The sequence below is a fragment of the Methylobacterium nonmethylotrophicum genome (assembly GCF_004745635.1).
Taxonomy (GTDB): domain Bacteria; phylum Pseudomonadota; class Alphaproteobacteria; order Rhizobiales; family Beijerinckiaceae; genus Methylobacterium; species Methylobacterium nonmethylotrophicum.
Window position 1 is genome coordinate 355295 of record NZ_SRLB01000001.1, and the last position, 16329, is coordinate 371623.

A 16329-nucleotide genomic window follows, 5' to 3' on the forward strand; every position below is an offset into this window, starting at 1 on the left:
CGATGACCTATCGCGCGCCCGTGGCCGAGATGGCCTTCACCCTCCGGCACGTGGCCGGGCTCGACCGCGCCATCGCGGAGGGCCTGCACGGCGACCTCTCGGACGAGCTCGTCGACACCATCCTGGAGGAGGCCGGGCGCTTCGCCAACGACGTGGTGGCGCCCCTCAACACGATCGGCGACCGCCACGGCACCCCGCTCAAGGACGGCGTGGTCACCATGCCGCCGGGCTACCGCGAGGCCTACCGGGCCTGGACCGAGGGCGGCTGGAACGCCCTGCCGGGCCCGGTCGAGTATGGCGGCCAGGGCCTGCCGGTGCTGCTCAACGCCGCCTGCATCGAGATGTGGAACTCCGCCGCGATGGCCTTCGGCCTCGGGCCGCTGCTCACCGCCGGCGGCGTCGAGGCACTGAGCCGGCACGGCAGCGAGGAGCTGCGCGCGCGCTACCTCGAGAAGCTGGTCTCGGGCGAGTGGACCGCCACCATGAACCTCACCGAGCCGCAGGCCGGCTCGGACCTCTCCGTGATGCGCACCCGGGCCGAGCCCGCCGGCGACGGCAGCTACCGGATCTCAGGGGAGAAGATCTACATCACCTGGGGCGAGCACGACCTCACCGACAACATCGTGCACCTGGTGCTGGCCCGGCTGCCCGACGCGCCGCCCGGCACCCGCGGCATCTCGCTGTTCCTGGTGCCGAAGGTGCTGCCGGACGGCACGCGCAACGCGCTCAAATGTGCGGGGATCGAGCACAAGCTCGGCATCCACGGCTCGCCGACCTGCACCATGGTCTACGACGGCGCCACCGGCTGGCTCGTCGGCGAGCCGAACCGGGGCCTGGCCTGCATGTTCACGATGATGAACAACGCCCGCCTGGGCGTCGGCCTCCAGGGCGTCGCCATCGCCGAGCGGGCCTACCAGCAGGCGCTGTCTTACGCCCGCGACCGCCGCCAGGGCCGGGCGAGCGCGGCCAGCGAGGGCGCGAGCCCGATCATCGAGCACCCGGACGTGCAGCGCATGCTGCTGACCATGAAGGCGCTGACGGGCGCCTCCCGGGGCATCTGCTACCTCACGGCGGAAGCGATCGACCGCGCCCACCGGGCGCCGGACGAGGCGGGCCGGAAGGCCGCTCAAGGATGCGCCTCCCTGCTGACCCCGGTGGCCAAGGCCTTCTCGACCGACATCGGCATCGAGGTGGCCTCGCTGGGCATCCAGGTCCACGGCGGCATGGGCTTCGTCGAGGAGACCGGCGCCGCCCAGCACCTGCGCGACGCCCGCATCGCGGCGATCTACGAGGGCACCAACGGCATCCAGGCGATCGACCTCGTCACCCGCAAGCTGCCGCTCGAGGACGGCGCGGTGGTGCGCGGCCAGATCGGCGCCATGCGCCTCGTCGTCGAGCGGGTGCTGAAGGAGGGCGGCCCCGCCTTCGGCCATACCGCGCCGCGCCTGCGCGAGACGGTCGAGTCCCTCGACCGGGCGACGAGCTACCTCCTCAAGGCCCTGGGCTCGAACCGGCCCGAGGAGGCGCTCGCCGGCGCCACCCCATACCTGCGCCTGTTCGGCCTCGCGCAGGGCGGCGTCTGCCTGGCGCAGGGCGCGCTCGCGGCGAACGCGGCGGTGAAGGGCGGCGACACCGACCCGGCCCATCCGGCCCGCATCGCGCTGGCCCGCTTCTTCGCCGAGAACCTCGCCACCGCGGCCCGGGGGCTGGAGGAGACGGTGACCGGCGGCGGCGGCTTCCTGCAGGACGGGGTGCTGGCGCTCGCCGGGTGAGGGCGGACCGCCACGCGACAACCAGGTTCTCCCACCCGGAACCTCATCCTGAGGTGCCGCGATAGCGGCCTCGAAGGAGGGCTCCAGAAGGCTCCGCGATCACTGGAGCCCTCCTTCGAGGCTGGGCGATCTCCGATCGCCCAGCACCTCAGGATGAGGTCCTGGGCGGGAGATCGACACTCCTCCGACCGCCGCCGGAGATCGTCATCCGGTCGATCATCCGAGCCCAACACCCCGAGGTCCCCATGACCGAGCACGTCCGCATCTCCGACGAACCCGGCGGCGTCCGCCTCGTGCGGCTCGCGCGGCCCGAGAAGAAGAACGCGCTGACCGGCGCCATGTACGACGCCATGCGCGAGGCGCTGGAGAGCGCCGACCGGGACGGGTCGGGCGTCGGCGCCGTGGTGTTCGCCGGAACTGACGGCGTGTTCACCGCCGGCAACGACATCGCCGACTTCGTCGCCCGGGCCGAGCGCGCCCTCGGCGAAGCGCCGTCCCTGCGCTTCGTCCGCCAGCTCGCCGTGACCCGCACCCCGATGGTGGCGGCGGTGGACGGCCTCGCGGTCGGGGTCGGCACCACGCTGACGCTGCATTGCGACCTCGTCTACGTCGCGCCGGCCGCGACCTTCCGGATGCCCTTCGTCGATCTCGGCCTCGTGCCGGAGGCGGCCTCCAGCTACCTGCTGCCGCGCCGGGTCGGGCTGACGAAGGCGACGGAGCTGCTGCTGCTCGGCGAGGCCTTCGGGGCCGACGAGGCGGTGCGCCTCGGCCTCGCCAACGCGGTGGTGCCGGCCGACGGCCTCCTCGAACACGCGCTGGCGCAAGCCGCGAAGCTCGCCGCCAAGCCCCGCCAGGCGCTGGCCGCTGCCCGCCGGCTGATCCGCGGCGACCGCGAGGCGGTGCAGGCCGCCATGGATGCGGAGGCGACAGCCTTCGAGGCGGCGCTCCGCTCACCCGAGGCGCAGGAGGCGTTCCGGCGCTTCCTGTCCCGCGGCGCGGCATCGCGGGCGGCCGAGTGAGGCCGCCGGGCATCCCGGACCTGTCGGACAGGGTTTGCCTCGTCGCCGGCGCCTCGCGCGGGGTCGGGCGCGGCATCGCCCGCGCCCTCGGGGAGGCCGGCGCCACCGTGGTGGTCACCGCCCGCTCCAGCGAGACGGGCGCGCGCACCGACCAGCGGGCCGAGGCGCTGGAGGACACCGCCCGGGAGGTCGACCTCGCGGGCGGGCGCGGCCACCACTACCTCTGCGACCACACCCGCGAGGCCGAGGTCGACGCGATGGTGCGCTGGGTGCTGCGCCGCTTCGGCCGCATCGACGTCGCGGTGTCGAGCGTCTGGGGCGGCAACGAGGGCTATGACGGCGTGCGCTACCCCGACGGCGCCGCCTGGGGCACCGCCTTCTGGCGCCGCGGCCTCGCGCCCCTGCGCCACGGCCTCGACACCGGGCCGCTCGCCGGCCTGATCCTCGCCCGGGCGGTGGCGCCCGCCATGGTCTCGGCGAAGGGCGGGCTCCTGGCGCTGGTCTCCTTCGGCACGGACAGCTATCTCGGCGACCTGTTCTACGACCTCGCCAAATCCGCCACCAACCGCATCGCCCTGGGCATGGCGGAGGAGCTGAGGCCCTACGGCGTCACGGCGCTGGCCCTCGCCCCGGGCCTCGTGCGCACCGAGCGGGTGGTGGAGGCCGGCATGGCGGGGGAGGCCGGGGAGAGCCCGCTCTATGCCGGTCGCGCGCTCGCGGCGCTCGCGGGGGATCCCGGCATTGGGGCCCATGCCGGCCAGGTGCTGCACGTGGCCGACCTGGCGCGGACTTACGGGTTTACCGACGAGGATGGCAGCCGGCCGGAGCGGTATCGGGCGGGGGCGTGAGGGCGCTAACTTCGCTCAGTCAAATAGAGTTCGCTGCTATTGTCTTCGTGCCATCAAAACATAGGGGAAGACGCGAGAACCCCTTCTTCCACGCAGGCTACTGGATTCACACAATTCGGCCTGATTGTTCTTCCGCTTGAAGGTGGCTCGCTTCCCCTCCCCACAAGGGGGAGGGGAATTGGTTGAACCCCAGCGGTGAAGTGGGGATCGTAGGTCCATCAGGAGCGGGGAAGCGCCCGAACCTGACGCGCTCGCAGAAAAGCCGGGATTCACTCCAGGCTGAGCGCCACGAACCGCACCTCACCCTCCTTGTTCGACACGAGGAGGAGCGCCGACTTGCGGCCGTCCTTCTTGATCTGGTCGATGCGGCGGGTGACGTCGGCCGGTGCGTTCACCGCCTCCTGGCCGACCTCGACGATGACGTCGCCGGGCTGGATGCGCTTGTCGGCGGCGTTGGAGTTCGGGTCGACCCGGGTGACCAGCACGCCCTTGACGCTGTCCTTCACGCCGAACCGCTTGCGCGCCTCGTCCGTGAGGCCCGAGAGGTTGAGGCCCAGCGCCTGTCGGGTGACGTCGGCCTCCGGCTGCGGGCGGCTGAGATTCGCCTGCTGCTGCGGCTTGTCGGTGTCCTCCAGGCGCCCGAGGGTGACCTGCTTCGTCTGCTCCTGGCCCTTGCGGACGGTGGTCACGTCGACGACCTTGCCGACCGGGGTCGAGGCGACGATGCGGGGCAGGTCGCTCGAGCTCTTGACGTCGACGCCGTTGAACTTGGTGATCACGTCGCCGACCTCGAGGCCGGCGGTGCGGGCCGGGCCCTTGTCGTCGACGCCGGCGATCAGGGCACCGCGGGCGCCGCCCTTGAGGCCGAGCGCCTCGGCGGTGGTGTCGTCGACGTTCTGGATCCGCACGCCGAGCCAGCCGCGACGCACCTCGCCGAACTGGCGCAGCTGGTCGATCACCGGGCCGGCGGTGGCGGTCGGGACCGCGAAGCCGATGCCGACCGAGCCGCCGGTCGGCGACAGGATCGCCGTGTTGATGCCGATCACCTCGCCGTTCATGTTGAACAGCGGACCGCCCGAATTGCCCTTGTTGATGGCCGCGTCGGTCTGGATGTAGTTGTCGTAGGGACCCGACTCGATGTTGCGGCCGCGCGCCGAGACGATGCCGGCGGAGACCGAGCCGCCGAGGCCGAACGGGTTGCCGATCGCGATCACCCAGTCGCCCGGCCGCATCTTTTCGGAATCGCCGAGCGGCACCGACTTCAGGGGCCGGTCCGGATCGGGCTTCACCCGCAGCACCGCGAGGTCGATCTTCGAATCCTTGCCCACGATCTCGGCCTTCAGCTTGCGGCCGTCATGCAGGATCACCTGGATGTCGTTGGCATCGCCGATGACGTGGTTGTTGGTGACCACGATGCCGGCGGAATCGATGATGAAGCCGGAGCCGAGCGAGTTCGAGCGGCGCGGCGCCCGCGGCTGGCTCTCTCCCCCGCCCTGACCGCCCCCTTGGCCGCGGCGGTTGAAGAACTCCTCGAACAGGTCCTCGAACGGGGTGCCCTGCGGCAGTTGCGGCAGGGTGCGGCCGCGCGCCTCGACGGTGGTCGAGGCCGAGATGTTGACCACCGCGTCCGTCACCTGGTCGGCGAGGTCGGCGAGCGATTCGGGGCCCTTGGCCAGGGCGACGTCCGGGAGGGCCGCGGTGCCGACGGAGAGCGCGAGGAGCGCGCCCGCGAGGGCGGGCAGGCGCCGTCTCGCGAAGGCGGGGTTACGGCGCGAGGAAGCGGCCATCGTGTGAACCTCGTTGGGCAGGATCGTCCTGAATCGAAATCGTACGGCCCGGCACCGGCGGTGGAACCCCGCAGCGCCCGGGCGGCCCCGGCGTCGGGCCGGAAGCGTCCCTTAAGATCGTCTCCCGGCGAACCGGTTCAAGTCCCGGCAAACCACCCGCGGCCGTTCAGCCGAGCAGGAGGCGCACGATGCCGACCACGACGACCCCCGCCGCCGCGGAGGCGAGGCCGACGAGGCGCATCCGCTCCATCGGGGTCTGGGAGGCCTCCTGCATCGCCCGGCGCATCGCCGCCGGGAAGGCGGCGCAGAGCAGGCCCTCGATGGCGAGCGCCAGGCCGAGGGCGGCGACGAGATCCTTCACGGCCGAACGCGGCGCTGCCGCCGCCGGCGGGCGGCGCTCGCCGCTCTCCTGGTTCCCCCCTCCGGTCGCATTGTGTCGTCTCCGCGGCGCGGGCGGCACCGCGCCCGCCGTCACAGTCACAAAAGCGCGCCCCGCCGGGGCGGGGCGCTCGAACATCGTCGCGTCCCGGCCCCGCTCGGCCGGCGCCGCCGGCTACTGGCCGGGGGCCGGCGCCGCGGCCGGGCGGGCCCGACCCTGCGGGTCGTTGAAGTAGCGGAAGAACTCCGAGCCGGGGCTGATCACCAGCCGGGTCTCGGGCCCGCTCAGGCCCTTCTCGTAGGCCTGCATCGAGCGGTAGAAGGCGAAGAAGTCCGGGTCCTGCCCGAAGGCGTCGGCGAGGATGCGGTTGCGGTCCGCCTCGCCCTGGCCGCGGAGCTGGTCGGCCTTCTGGTTCGCCTCCGCCAGCAGCACCGTCACGTCGCGGTCGGCGCGGGCCTTGATGGTCGCCGCCACCTGGGCGCCGTTGGCCCGCAGGTCCGCCGCCTCGCGCTCGCGCTCGGTCCGCATGCGCTGGTAGACCGCCTGGGAGTTGGCCGCCGGCAGGTCGACGCGGGTCAGCCGCAGGTCGATGATCTCGATGCCGAGATTCTTCGCCTGCCGGTTCACCTCCTCCTGGATGCGGTTCATCAGGGCCTCGCGCTGGGTGCGCACGATGGCGTCCCGCGAGGCGCTGGCGAGCACGTTGCGCATCGCCGCGTTGGTGAAGCTCGACAGGCGCTGGTTGGCGACCTGGACGTTGTTCACCGACTGGTAGAAGCGCAGCGGGTCGCTGATCTTGTAGCGGGCGAAGGCGTCGACCTCGAGGTTCTGCCGGTCGGCCGAGAGCACGGTCTGCACCGGCAGGTCGAGGTCGAGCAGCCGCTTCTCGAACACCGTCACGCTCTCGAAGAACGGCAGCTTGAAGTAGAGGCCCGGCCGGTCGGTGCCGGCCTGGTTCAGCACGGTGCGCACGCGACCGAACTGCAGCACCAGGGCCTGCTGGGTCTGGCTCACGGTGAAGGCCGAGGCGTAGATCAGCACCAGGACGAGGACGCCGAGGACGACGAGGCCGGTGCGCAGGACGTTGCCGTTCATCGCGCGCTCCCCTGGGCCGCGGTGCCGGGACGGCCCGCATTGGCGAAGTCCTGCAGCGGCAGGACCGGCACCACGCCGGCGGCGGCCGCCCCGGTGCCCGCCGCATGGCCCTGATCGATGATCACCTTGTTCACGCCGCCCAGCACCTTCTCCATGGTGTCGAGGAACATGCGCTCGCGGGAGACCGCGGGCGCCAGCTTGTAGGATTCGTAGACCTCGCGGAAGCGCTGGGCCTGGCCGGTCGCCTCGGCGGTGGCCTGCGACTTGAAGGCCTCGGCCTGCTGCAGGACCTGCGACGAGCGGCCTCTCGCCTCGGGCACCACGCGGCTCGCGTAGGTCTCGGCCTCGTTGCGGGCGCGCGCCGCGTCCTGCTGGGCCGCGTTCACGTCGACGAAGGCCTGGCGCACCTCGGCCGGCGGGCTCACGCCCTGGAGCTGCACCACGTTGATGAGGACGCCGGCGCCGTAGGAATCGAGCGCCTTCTGGATGATCTGCTGGACCTCCTGCGCCACGCTCGACTGCTCGGTGGTCAGGATCGCCTGGATCTGGCGTCGGCCCACCACCTCGCGCATCGCGCTCTCGGCCACCGACTTGATGGTGCCCTCGGGGTTCTGGAGGTTGAACACGAAGTCCTCGGCCTTGGCCGGGTTGACGCGCCACTGCACGTCGAAGTCGATGTCGACGATGTTGTCGTCGCCGGTGAGCATCAGGCTCTCCTCGGGCACGTCCCGGGAGCGCTGGGCGCCGGCGCCCGAGCGGTAGCCGACCTGGATGCTGCGCGATTCGCCGACATTCGGCTTCACGACGGCGCCGACCGGATAGGGGAAGTTGTAGCGCAGGCCCTCGCCGGACTGGCCGGTATAGCGGCCGAACACCGTGTTGATGCCGACCTGGCTCGGCAGCACCGTGTACCAGCCGGTGAGCAGCCACAGCACCAGCACCACCAGCACCGCCAGGATGGCGCCCTTGGTGCCGACCGAGCCGCCGCCGGGCATCAGGTTCTTGAGCCGGTCCTGGCTGCGCCGCAGCAGGTCCTCGAGGTCCGGCGGCTGGTTGCCGCCGCCGGAGCCGCCGCCGCCCCACGGACCGCCGCCACCGCCGCCGGAGCCGCCGCCCCAGGGCCCGCCGCCATTGCCGCCGCGGTTACCCCAGGGACCGCCCCCGTTGCCGCCGCTTCCGCCGCCGCCGCCGCTCTGATTGCTCCAAGGCATGCTCGCCCACGTCCTTTCCCGGCCGGCACGCCCCGCGCTGTCTCTCGCGTCCCGCGCGGCACTCGCATTGCTCAGGCACTCGCTCCCTTGCGATATCGGCTGCGGCCCCCGCGAAAGCAACCTCCGGCGCCGGCCCAATTCTCAAGGTTTCCGCCCGGCCGCGGGAGTTCCATCGCCGCACCCGCGCGTTGAGATGGTTTGCCCGCCTCAGACGTGCCGCGCGAGGGTGACGAAGCGACAGGCGTGGTCGTCCTCCGGACCGGCCGGTTGGGACTCGGCGGCGATCTCCTCGAAACCGGCGGGGATCGCGGGGAAGCGGACATCGCCCTCGGGCGCCGCGTCGACCTCGGTGAGGTACAGCCGATCCGCCCGCGGCAGGGCCAGCGCGTAGATCTGGGCCCCGCCCGCCACCATCACCTCCTGCGCGTCGCCGGCGAGCCGCAGGGCCTCCTCGAGGCTCGCCGCCCGCTCCGCGCCCTGCGCCTGCCAGGCGGAATCGCGGGTCAGCACGATCGCGCGCCGCCCCGGCAGCGGCCGGCCGATCGAGTCCCAGGTCTTGCGCCCCATCACCACCGGCTTGCCCATGGTGAGGGCGCGGAAGCGCCGCAGGTCGCTGCGCAGGCGCCAGACCAGCGCGTTGTCGCGGCCGATGACGCCGTTCCTCGCCACCGCGGCGATCAGGGTGAGGCGGGGCGGGGGCATGCCTACACCGCCACCGGCGCCCGGATCGCCGGGTGCGGGTCGTAGCCTTCGATGGCGATGTCGTCGAAGCGGAAGTCGAACAGCGAGCGCACGGAGGGGTCGAGGCGCAGGCGCGGGAGCGGGCGGATGTCGCGGGAGAGCTGCTCGCGGGCCTGGTTCACGTGGTTGGAGTAGAGATGCGCGTCGCCGAGGGTGTGGACGAAGTCGCCCGGCATCAGGTCGAGCACCTGCGCCATCATCTGGGTGAGGAGCGCGTAGGACGCGATGTTGAACGGCACCCCCAGGAAGGCGTCGGCCGAGCGCTGGTAGAGCTGGCACGAGAGCCGGCCGTCGGCGACGTAGAACTGAAAGAGGCAGTGGCAGGGCGCGAGCGCCATGCGGTCGAGGTCGGCCGGGTTCCAGGCCGAGACGACGAGGCGGCGCGAATCGGGGTTGCGGCGGATCTCGTCGAGCACCCAGGCGATCTGGTCGACGCTGCCACCGTCCGGCTTGGCCCAGCTCCGCCATTGCCGGCCGTAGACGGGCCCGAGGTCGCCGTGCTCGTCGGCCCACTCGTCCCAGATCGTCACGCCGTTCGACTGCAGGTAGGCGACGTTGGTGTCGCCGGCCAGGAACCACAGCAGCTCGTGGATGATCGACTTCAGGTGCAGACGCTTCGTCGTCACCAGCGGGAAGCCCTCGGCGAGGTCGAAGCGCATCTGGTGGCCGAACACCGACAGGGTGCCGGTGCCGGTCCGGTCGTGCTTCTCGACGCCGTCGTCGAGGATGCGCTGGAGGAGATCGTGATAGGGGCGCATGGCGGACATCCTCCGCGAGACAACGGCCCGGGGCGCCTCGCGGCGCCCGGCGGGCTCCAGGGGGGCCTATGCCCGGGCGGCGAAACGGTTCCCGCCTCGCCCAGGCTAGGAGCCGGGCAGGATAGCGCGCGCGCCGGCCGAGCGTGAGCGCCCGGATCCGGGAATCAGCCGGTGGTCCACACCCGCGCCAGCACCACGGCGCCGTTGCTCGCCGCGTGGAGCGCGATGCAGGGCCACAGGCTGCCGGTCCACAGCCTCAGGACGGCGAGCGCCACCCCGAGGGGCAGGACCGAGACCGGCTGCAGGAGCCCGCGCTCGGCGTGGCAGAGCACGAAGACGAGCGTGGCGGCGGCGACCGTCGCGGCCGGGGACAGGACCCGGCGCAGCCGCCCGACGAGGTCGCCGCGAAACAGCATCTCCTCCGCGAGCGGCGCCAGCACGACGAGCCACAGCGCCCAGATCCAGAAGACCCCGCCGGTGAGGAAGGGCGACAGGCGCCAGGCCCGGGCCGGCGCCTGCCCGGAGGCGACGAGCAGCCCCGCGGTCCAGGCGATCTGCAGAAGCGGCCAGGCGAGGATCAGCAGCACCGCCCGGCGGGGCAGGGCGGGCCGACGAAAACCCAGCGCGCCGGGCCGCAGCCGGGACGCGGCGAGGACCAGGAGGGCGAGGGCCGCGTGCGGCAGCACCGTGAGGGCGAGGAGCGCCCGCTCGTTCCCGCTCAAGCCCGGAAAGGGCAGGAGCGCCCGCGGCGGGACGGGCAGGCGGCTCGACGCCGCGACGGCCCCGAACACGAGCGCGAACGCGGCCAGTTGAAGCAGCAGCACCCGCAGGATCGCGCCGGCCACGGCCCACCCGGGCCGGTGGCCGCGGGCGGGCCGGATCGCCCCGTCCGGCTCCCCGTCCGGGGGCGCCGGCGCATCGGTTCGCGAAACGGACGCAGATTGGCGCGCGGCGGGCTTCAAAAGCGGCACGGGACCCTCTATATTCGCCTTGCCGGTCGCGAGGCCGGCTATGGCGATAAACGTTCTTCGAAATAAACCTATCGGACCCGGGGGCGGTACCCGGCGCCTCCACCCAAGCCCGAATCGTCCGGCACGGTCCGGGTTTCGGCGGGGGCGAAATAGGATCGACGAGGGCGTAAAGGTTGAGCTTTCGCTCGGCATGGTTCCGCCGTTATCGGGCCAATGCAATAGTTGCCAACGACAACTTTGCTCCGGTGGCGGTGGCCGCGTAAGCGGTCCCCAAGACCAAACGAAGTCCTAGCGGGTAGCACCGCATAGGCGGGGTTCGGAGGCACCTGGCAACAGAAGCCTCCACTTCGAATTCCCTTCCCCGCGAGCGATGCGGCGCCAGGCAAGCGACGGTTGATGGCAGACGATCTGATTCGCTACGATCTCCTGGTGCAGGACGCCCTGCGCAACGTCGTGCGCAAGGTTCTGGGCGACGCGGCTCGCGACGGCCTGGCCGGCGAGCATCATTTCTACGTCTCGTTCCGGACCGACTATCCCGGCGTGCGGATCTCGCAGCGCCTGCGGGAGAAGTACCCGCAGGACATGACGATCGTCCTCCAGCACCAGTTCTGGGACCTCGGCGTCACCGAGCACACCTTCGAGGTCGGGCTGTCCTTCTCGGGCGTGCCGGAGCGGCTGCTGGTGCCGTTCGAGGCGGTGACGGGCTTCTTCGACCCCTCGGTGCAGTTCGGCCTCAAGTTCGAGCTGAGCGACGGGACCGCCACCAGCGAGGATGCGGCGCCGGCCGGCACCTCGTCCCTGCGGGCGATCCGCGGCGCCGGCTCGGAGCCGAGCGAGGCCGCCCCGAAGGTCCCGGCCATCGGCAGCAACCTGCCGAAGATCGTGCCTGCCGCCGCCAAGGCCGCCGACGCGAAGCCGCCCGCCAAGGAGGCGGGTGACGCGGAGGCCAAGACCGACGAGGCCGCCGAGCGCACCGACGCCCCGCAGGAGGGCGCCTCGGTGGTCAGCCTGGACGCGTTCCGCAAGAAGAGCTGAGCGCGCGCGGCGGCTGCTCGGTCTACCGGGCACGTTTCTGGCATTCTCCACGTCATTCCGGGGCCGCAGAGCGGAGCCCGGGTTCCAGACACGCAAGTGGCTCAGGATGGAGCGGCACGTTCTCCGCTCATTCTTGGATCACCTGAGCGTCTGGATTCCGGGTTCCGCTTCGCGGCCCCGGAATGACATGGAGCGTGTGTGAAATGTCGGCGGAGTTGTCTCACCCCCGCGCCGTCACCCGCATCCGCAACCCGCCCTCCGGCCTCAGCGTCACCCGGTGCAGCGGCACCACCGGTCCGGCCTCCGGCGAGCGGTCGAGGCGCACGGCGTGCAGCACGTGGGCGAGCACCAGGGTCGCCTCCATCACCGAGAAGCTCGCGCCGATACAGATCCGCGGGCCGGCCCCGAACGGCAGGTAGGCGAAGCGGTCGATGCGGGCGCGGTTCTCCGGCAGGAAGCGCTCGGGCACGAAGGCGTCGGGCTCGTCCCAGAGCCGGCGGTGGCGGTGCAGCACGTAAGGAGCGACCGTCACCAGCGAGCCGCGCGGGATCTTGATCCGGCCGATCCGGTCCTCGGCGAGGGCCTGCCGGCTCATGAACGGCACCGGCGGGAAAAGCCGCATCGCCTCCTCGAGCGCCGCCCTGGTGCGGGGCAGGACGTCGGTGCCCGGGGCCGGGCTCCCCGCGAAGGCCGCGTCGATTTCGGCCTCGACGGCCTCGCGCGCCGCCTCGTCCTGCGACAGGCAGTAGAGCGTCCAGGTCAGCGCGTTGGCGGTGGTCTCGTGGCCGGCGCCGATGAAGGTGACGAGGTTCGCCCGCACCTCGAGATCGGAGAGGCCGCGGCCGGTCTCCGGATCCTGCGCCTTGAGGAGCAGGGTCAGGAGGTCGTGCGGCGCCACCTCCCCGGCGGTGACGAGGGCGCGGCGACGCTCGATCAGCTCGTCCACCACCTCGGCGAAGAAGCGGAGCGCCGGGCGCGCCTTGAGCCGGCCGATCCGCGGCACCCAGTTCGGCATGCCGAACACGTCGAGGGGATCGATCGGGCCCAGAGCCTCGAAGTAGCGGGTGATGGCGCGCCCGAGCGCGTCGGGCTCGCGGGCGAGGCCGTGGGTGAAGATCGTGCGCTCGAGGACGTCGAGGGTGACGCGGGTCATCTCCAGGGCCGCGTCGACGCTCTGGCCGTCCCGGCGCTTGAGCCGGCGCGCGAGGCGGGCGGCGGCCTCCGACATCGGCGCCTCGAATCCGGCGACGTGGCGGGGCGAGAAGATCGGCGCCAGGGTGCGGCGCTGGAGGCGCCACTCGTCGCCCTCCGCGGTGAGGAGCCCGTTGCCGAGGCCCGGTGCCAGCACCCGGCGCTGCAGGTCGTCCTTGCGGTAGTTGGCGGCGTTGTCGACCAGCACGTGGCGGATCGCGGAGGGCTCGCTGATCACCGTGACGCGCCCCAGCGCGCCCTCGCCGGCGACGATCGGCTGCTCGAAATGCTCGGCGTACCAGGTGGTCAGCGGGTTGGCGCGGGCCGCGCGCAGGAAGCTGAACAGCCCCATCGGCTCGGTGCGCGGCGGGGGCACGGCAGGACGGAAGGGGGCGGCCACGGCCGCCGCGCGCGAGAGCATCCGGACTCCTCGAGGAACGGGCCGATGCGGCGCACGTGATTCGGACCCCGTCGGGGCATCGCGCAATCGCCGCTCTTGGCTTAAGTAGGCGCCGTTTCGCACCGCCAAAGAGGCCATGATGTCGCCGACCGAGAAAGCCACCCGCACGGAATCCGATACGTTCGGGCCGATCGAAGTCCCGGCGGACCGCTACTGGGGCGCCCAGACCCAGCGCTCGATCCAGAATTTCCGCATCGGCACCGAGCGGATGCCCGCGCCCCTCGTCCACGCCCTCGGCCTCGTCAAGCAGGCCGCGGCGCTCGTGAACCGCGACCTCGGCGTGCTCGATCCGAAGCTCGCCGAGGCGATCGCGGCCTCGGCGGCCGAGGTGGTGGAGGGCCGGCACGACGGCGAGTTCCCGCTGGTGGTCTGGCAGACCGGCTCCGGCACCCAGTCGAACATGAACGCCAACGAGGTCATCGGCAGCCTCGCCAACGAGCGCCTGGGGGGCCAGCGCGGCGGCAAGTCGCCGGTGCACCCGAACGACCACGTCAACCGCGGCCAGTCCTCGAACGACGTCTTCCCGACCGCGATGCACATCGCGGTGGCGCGCGAGATCAACGACCGGCTGATGCCGGCCCTCCAGCACCTGCACGCCGCCCTCGACGCCAAGGCGCGTGACTTCGCCGAGATCGTCAAGATCGGCCGCACCCACCTGCAGGACGCGACCCCCGTCACGCTGGGCCAGGAATTCTCCGGCTACGCCGCCCAGGTGGCGCTCGGCGGCGCCCGCGTCGGCGCGACGCTTCCGGGCGTGCTGGCGCTGGCGCAGGGCGGCACCGCCGTCGGCACCGGCCTCAACGCGCACCCGGACTTCGCGGAAAAATTCGCCGCCAAGGTGGCGGAGCTGACCGGGCTGCCCTTCACCTCGGCCGAGAACAAGTTCGAGGCGCTGGCGACCCACGACGCCCTGGTGTTCACGCAGGGCGCGCTCAACGCGCTGGCGAGCGGCCTGTTCAAGATCGCCAACGACATCCGGCTGATGGGCTCGGGGCCCCGCTCCGGCCTCGGCGAGATCTCGCTGCCCGAGAACGAGCCCGGCTCCTCGATCATGCCCGGCAAGGTCAACCCGACCCAGGCCGAGGCGATGACGATGGTGTGCTGCCAGGTGGTCGGCAACGGCACCACCGTGTCGATGGCCGGCAGCCAGGGCCATCTCGAGCTCAACGTCTACAAGCCGGTGATCGCCAACGCGGTGCTGCAATCGGTGCGGCTCCTCGCCGACGCGGCGGTGAGCTTCGCCGACAATTGCGTCGTCGGCATCAAGCCGAACCGCGACCGCATCGCCGACCTGATGAGCCGCTCGCTGATGCTCGTCACCGCGCTCGCGCCGACCATCGGCTACGACAAGGCCGCCGAGATCGCCAAGACCGCGCACAAGAACGGCACCACCCTGAAGCAGGAGGCCCTGCGCCTCGGCTACGTCACCGAGGAGCAGTTCGACGCGGTGGTCCGCCCGGAGGACATGCTGGCGCCGAGCGCCGAATGAGCGCAAGCTGAAGCCCGCCCCGTGCAGCCGAACGCTGCGCGGGGCGTTCCATCATCGTGGCGGGGCGCGGAGGATCGGGGCATGGCCGAGATCATCAACCTGAAGCAGGTCCGCAAGGCCCGCGAGCGCGCCGCCAGGGAGGCTCAGGCCACCGAGAACCGGGTCGTCTTCGGCCGCCCCAAGGCGGCGAAGACCCGGGAGGAGGCGCGCAAGAGCCTGGAGAAGGCCCGGCACGAGGGGCACCGGCTCGAGACGCCCGATCCCGAGGCATGAGCCTGCCCGGGCGCGATCCGCCGCCGGGTCCGCTGCCCGAGGGCGGGCTCCTCAAGCGCTCCCTGGTGATCGCCGGCCACCGCACCAGCGTCTCCCTCGAGGCGCCGTTCTGGGAGGCCTTGCGCCAGATCGCCGCCGCGCGCGACCTCTCGGTCCAGTCGCTGGTCGGCCGCATCGACGCGGAACGGGGCGAGCAGAACCTCTCCTCGGCGATCCGGGTGTTCGTGCTCAGGGCGGCGTGGACGGGGGAGGGGGCGACGGCCGGGAGTCGAGCCGCGCTCCCGTGATGGCGGGTGTCGCGTCAGCCGACGAAGGTGTAGCCGGCCAGGCGCTTGGCCTCGATCGGGTCGTAGCCGAGGCGCATCCGCAGCTTCTTGCGCAGCTTGCTGATGTGGCCCTCGACCACGCTCTCGTCGACGGCGGTGTCGAGGTCGCCGTAGACCGCCTTGAAGATCTGGCCCTTGCTCACCGGCCGGCCGCGGTTGCGGGCGAGGTAGTCGAGGATGTCGCGCTCGCGCCGGGGCAGCATCAGGCTCTCGCCGTCGATCTCGGGGTCACGCCCGTCGGTGTGGACGGTGAGCCGGCCGCTGCGGTCGGGAGTGCTCGCGGGCTTGACCTCGCTGCGGTTGGTGCGGCGGCGGATCGCACCGGCCCGGGCGATGATCTCGCGGACGTGGACCGGCTTGCGCACCACGTCGTCGATGCCGGCGGTGAACAGCGCGAGGGTCTGCTCCAGGGAGCGCGTCTCGTTGAGCGCGATGATCGGCGCCCGGGAGAGGCTGCGCAGGGCCGCCGTGAACGCCGTGCGGTCGGCGAAGTCGCCGATCACGAAGCCCTGGATCGCCTCGAGGTCCCCGGCCGGCGTCGCGTCGATCCAGGTCCGGACGTCCCGCACGTCCAGCCCCCGGGCCGCCACGCCCTCCACCCCGAAGCCCTCCACGTAGTGCGCAGCCACGTTTTCCCGCTCGTCGACGACGATGTACACGTCAGCCCCCAAGATTTTTTGACGAGTTGTCTTGTCCCGTCTCCAGTCATGGTGACGGGTTTGTTGGAGTCGATGATTTTTGATTGCTGCCGGGCTCTCGCTGTGGACTCGCGTTTCGGCCTGGCTTCCGCGTTGAGGCGCGGTTTGGTGTACGATTTGTTAAGGCGACTCTGGCGCCCAGATGGTTAATTTTCCATTAAGCGTAGCCGTAAGGTGTTCACTTACGAACACAGGCTGTTGCATCGAGGCAACGACGCTTCCATAAATACCTAGAAAATCAATGGTTTAGAGAAGTCTGACAGGGCCCCCGGGGCT

General features: G+C 71.7%; 16 protein-coding genes and 1 other RNA gene. 8 read left to right on the plus strand and 9 right to left on the minus strand.

Going from position 1 to position 16329, the window contains the following annotated elements; translation table 11 throughout:
• Positions 1–2 precede the first annotated feature (2 nt).
• The 3 genes from EU555_RS01665 to EU555_RS01680 all read left to right on the plus strand — a co-directional run bounded on the left by EU555_RS01665 (position 3) and on the right by EU555_RS01680 (position 3639).
• Entirely contained in the window at positions 3–1772 is a 1770-nt protein-coding gene (locus EU555_RS01665; protein ID WP_135412694.1) for an acyl-CoA dehydrogenase family protein, read from the plus strand.
• A 245-nt stretch (positions 1773–2017) separates the two neighbouring features.
• Entirely contained in the window at positions 2018–2791 is a 774-nt protein-coding gene (locus tag EU555_RS01675; protein ID WP_135412695.1) for an enoyl-CoA hydratase-related protein, read from the plus strand.
• On the plus strand, positions 2788–3639 hold the full coding sequence (locus EU555_RS01680) for an SDR family NAD(P)-dependent oxidoreductase (protein WP_135412696.1): 852 nt from the start codon (positions 2788–2790) through the stop codon (positions 3637–3639). Before EU555_RS01675 ends, EU555_RS01680 begins: the two co-directional genes overlap by 4 nt.
• 269 nt (positions 3640–3908) lie before the next feature.
• Here EU555_RS01680 and EU555_RS01685 read toward each other — a convergent pair whose 3' ends face one another.
• The 7 genes from EU555_RS01685 to EU555_RS01715 all read right to left on the minus strand — a co-directional run bounded on the left by EU555_RS01685 (position 3909) and on the right by EU555_RS01715 (position 10455).
• Positions 3909–5426 carry a DegQ family serine endoprotease gene (locus EU555_RS01685; protein WP_135412697.1) on the minus strand — a complete coding sequence of 506 codons (1518 nt, stop codon included), beginning with the start codon at positions 5424–5426 and terminating at the stop codon, positions 3909–3911.
• Positions 5427–5592: 166 nt separating this feature from the next.
• Positions 5593–5787 carry a DUF2065 domain-containing protein gene (locus EU555_RS01690; protein WP_135412698.1) on the minus strand — a complete coding sequence of 65 codons (195 nt, stop codon included), beginning with the start codon at positions 5785–5787 and terminating at the stop codon, positions 5593–5595.
• A gap of 192 nt (positions 5788–5979) precedes the next feature.
• Positions 5980–6900, minus strand: coding sequence for a protease modulator HflC (gene hflC, locus EU555_RS01695; protein WP_135412699.1), 921 nt, complete (start codon positions 6898–6900; stop codon positions 5980–5982).
• Complete coding sequence (gene hflK, locus EU555_RS01700) at positions 6897–8111, minus strand: FtsH protease activity modulator HflK (RefSeq protein ID WP_135412700.1); 1215 nt, start codon at positions 8109–8111, stop codon at positions 6897–6899. Before hflK ends, hflC begins: the two co-directional genes overlap by 4 nt.
• A 207-nt stretch (positions 8112–8318) precedes the next feature.
• On the minus strand, positions 8319–8813 hold the full coding sequence (locus tag EU555_RS01705; protein WP_135412701.1) for a dihydrofolate reductase: 495 nt from the start codon (positions 8811–8813) through the stop codon (positions 8319–8321).
• Positions 8814–8815: 2 nt separating this feature from the next.
• Positions 8816–9610 (minus strand): thymidylate synthase, encoded by a 795-nt coding sequence (locus EU555_RS01710; RefSeq protein WP_135412702.1) that lies wholly within the window; start codon positions 9608–9610, stop codon positions 8816–8818.
• Between the two features lie 164 nt (positions 9611–9774).
• Positions 9775–10455 (minus strand): CPBP family intramembrane glutamic endopeptidase, encoded by a 681-nt coding sequence (locus EU555_RS01715; RefSeq protein ID WP_135412703.1) that lies wholly within the window; start codon positions 10453–10455, stop codon positions 9775–9777.
• Positions 10456–10563: 108 nt separating this feature from the next.
• Between EU555_RS01715 and ssrA the strand changes: the two genes are divergently transcribed.
• Positions 10564–10928: a transfer-messenger RNA gene (ssrA, locus tag EU555_RS01720) on the plus strand.
• A 49-nt stretch (positions 10929–10977) separates the two neighbouring features.
• Complete coding sequence (locus EU555_RS01725; protein ID WP_135412704.1) at positions 10978–11616, plus strand: SspB family protein; 639 nt, start codon at positions 10978–10980, stop codon at positions 11614–11616.
• A 220-nt stretch (positions 11617–11836) separates the two neighbouring features.
• Here the strand turns inward: EU555_RS01725 and EU555_RS01730 are convergent, their stop codons facing one another.
• A complete protein-coding gene (locus EU555_RS01730; protein ID WP_135412705.1) occupies positions 11837–13228 on the minus strand; it encodes a cytochrome P450 in 1392 nt (463 codons plus the stop codon).
• Between the two features lie 118 nt (positions 13229–13346).
• Between EU555_RS01730 and fumC the strand changes: the two genes are divergently transcribed.
• The 3 genes from fumC (at position 13347) to EU555_RS01745 (ending at position 15316) form a co-directional block, all read left to right on the plus strand.
• Positions 13347–14756: a class II fumarate hydratase gene (gene fumC / locus EU555_RS01735; protein WP_135412921.1), complete on the plus strand. Its 1410-nt coding sequence runs from the start codon at positions 13347–13349 to the stop codon at positions 14754–14756.
• 81 nt (positions 14757–14837) lie between these two features.
• Positions 14838–15029: a DUF4169 family protein gene (locus EU555_RS01740; RefSeq protein WP_135412706.1), complete on the plus strand. Its 192-nt coding sequence runs from the start codon at positions 14838–14840 to the stop codon at positions 15027–15029.
• Complete coding sequence (locus EU555_RS01745; RefSeq protein ID WP_135412707.1) at positions 15026–15316, plus strand: ribbon-helix-helix domain-containing protein; 291 nt, start codon at positions 15026–15028, stop codon at positions 15314–15316. The genes EU555_RS01740 and EU555_RS01745 overlap by 4 nt, the downstream gene beginning before the upstream one ends.
• A gap of 14 nt (positions 15317–15330) precedes the next feature.
• On the opposite strand, the gene EU555_RS01750 is transcribed toward EU555_RS01745, so the two are convergent.
• A complete protein-coding gene (locus tag EU555_RS01750) occupies positions 15331–16014 on the minus strand; it encodes a response regulator transcription factor (protein ID WP_135412708.1) in 684 nt (227 codons plus the stop codon).
• Positions 16015–16329: the final 315 nt, after the last annotated feature.

What these genes read in the sequence shown, in the direction of transcription:
- EU555_RS01665 (WP_135412694.1), top strand. Translation starts at nt 3, where the DNA reads ATGACCTATCGCGCGCCCGTGGCCGAGATGGCCTTCACCCTCCGGCAC.
- EU555_RS01675 (WP_135412695.1), top strand. Translation starts at nt 2,018, where the DNA reads ATGACCGAGCACGTCCGCATCTCCGACGAACCCGGCGGCGTCCGCCTC.
- EU555_RS01685 (WP_135412697.1), bottom strand. Translation starts at nt 5,426, where the DNA reads ATGGCCGCTTCCTCGCGCCGTAACCCCGCCTTCGCGAGACGGCGCCTG.
- hflC (WP_135412699.1), bottom strand. Translation starts at nt 6,900, where the DNA reads ATGAACGGCAACGTCCTGCGCACCGGCCTCGTCGTCCTCGGCGTCCTC.
- hflK (WP_135412700.1), bottom strand. Translation starts at nt 8,111, where the DNA reads ATGCCTTGGAGCAATCAGAGCGGCGGCGGCGGCGGAAGCGGCGGCAAC.
- EU555_RS01705 (WP_135412701.1), bottom strand. Translation starts at nt 8,813, where the DNA reads ATGCCCCCGCCCCGCCTCACCCTGATCGCCGCGGTGGCGAGGAACGGC.
- EU555_RS01710 (WP_135412702.1), bottom strand. Translation starts at nt 9,610, where the DNA reads ATGCGCCCCTATCACGATCTCCTCCAGCGCATCCTCGACGACGGCGTC.
- EU555_RS01725 (WP_135412704.1), top strand. Translation starts at nt 10,978, where the DNA reads ATGGCAGACGATCTGATTCGCTACGATCTCCTGGTGCAGGACGCCCTG.
- EU555_RS01730 (WP_135412705.1), bottom strand. Translation starts at nt 13,228, where the DNA reads ATGCTCTCGCGCGCGGCGGCCGTGGCCGCCCCCTTCCGTCCTGCCGTG.
- fumC (WP_135412921.1), top strand. Translation starts at nt 13,347, where the DNA reads ATGTCGCCGACCGAGAAAGCCACCCGCACGGAATCCGATACGTTCGGG.
- EU555_RS01740 (WP_135412706.1), top strand. Translation starts at nt 14,838, where the DNA reads ATGGCCGAGATCATCAACCTGAAGCAGGTCCGCAAGGCCCGCGAGCGC.
- EU555_RS01745 (WP_135412707.1), top strand. Translation starts at nt 15,026, where the DNA reads ATGAGCCTGCCCGGGCGCGATCCGCCGCCGGGTCCGCTGCCCGAGGGC.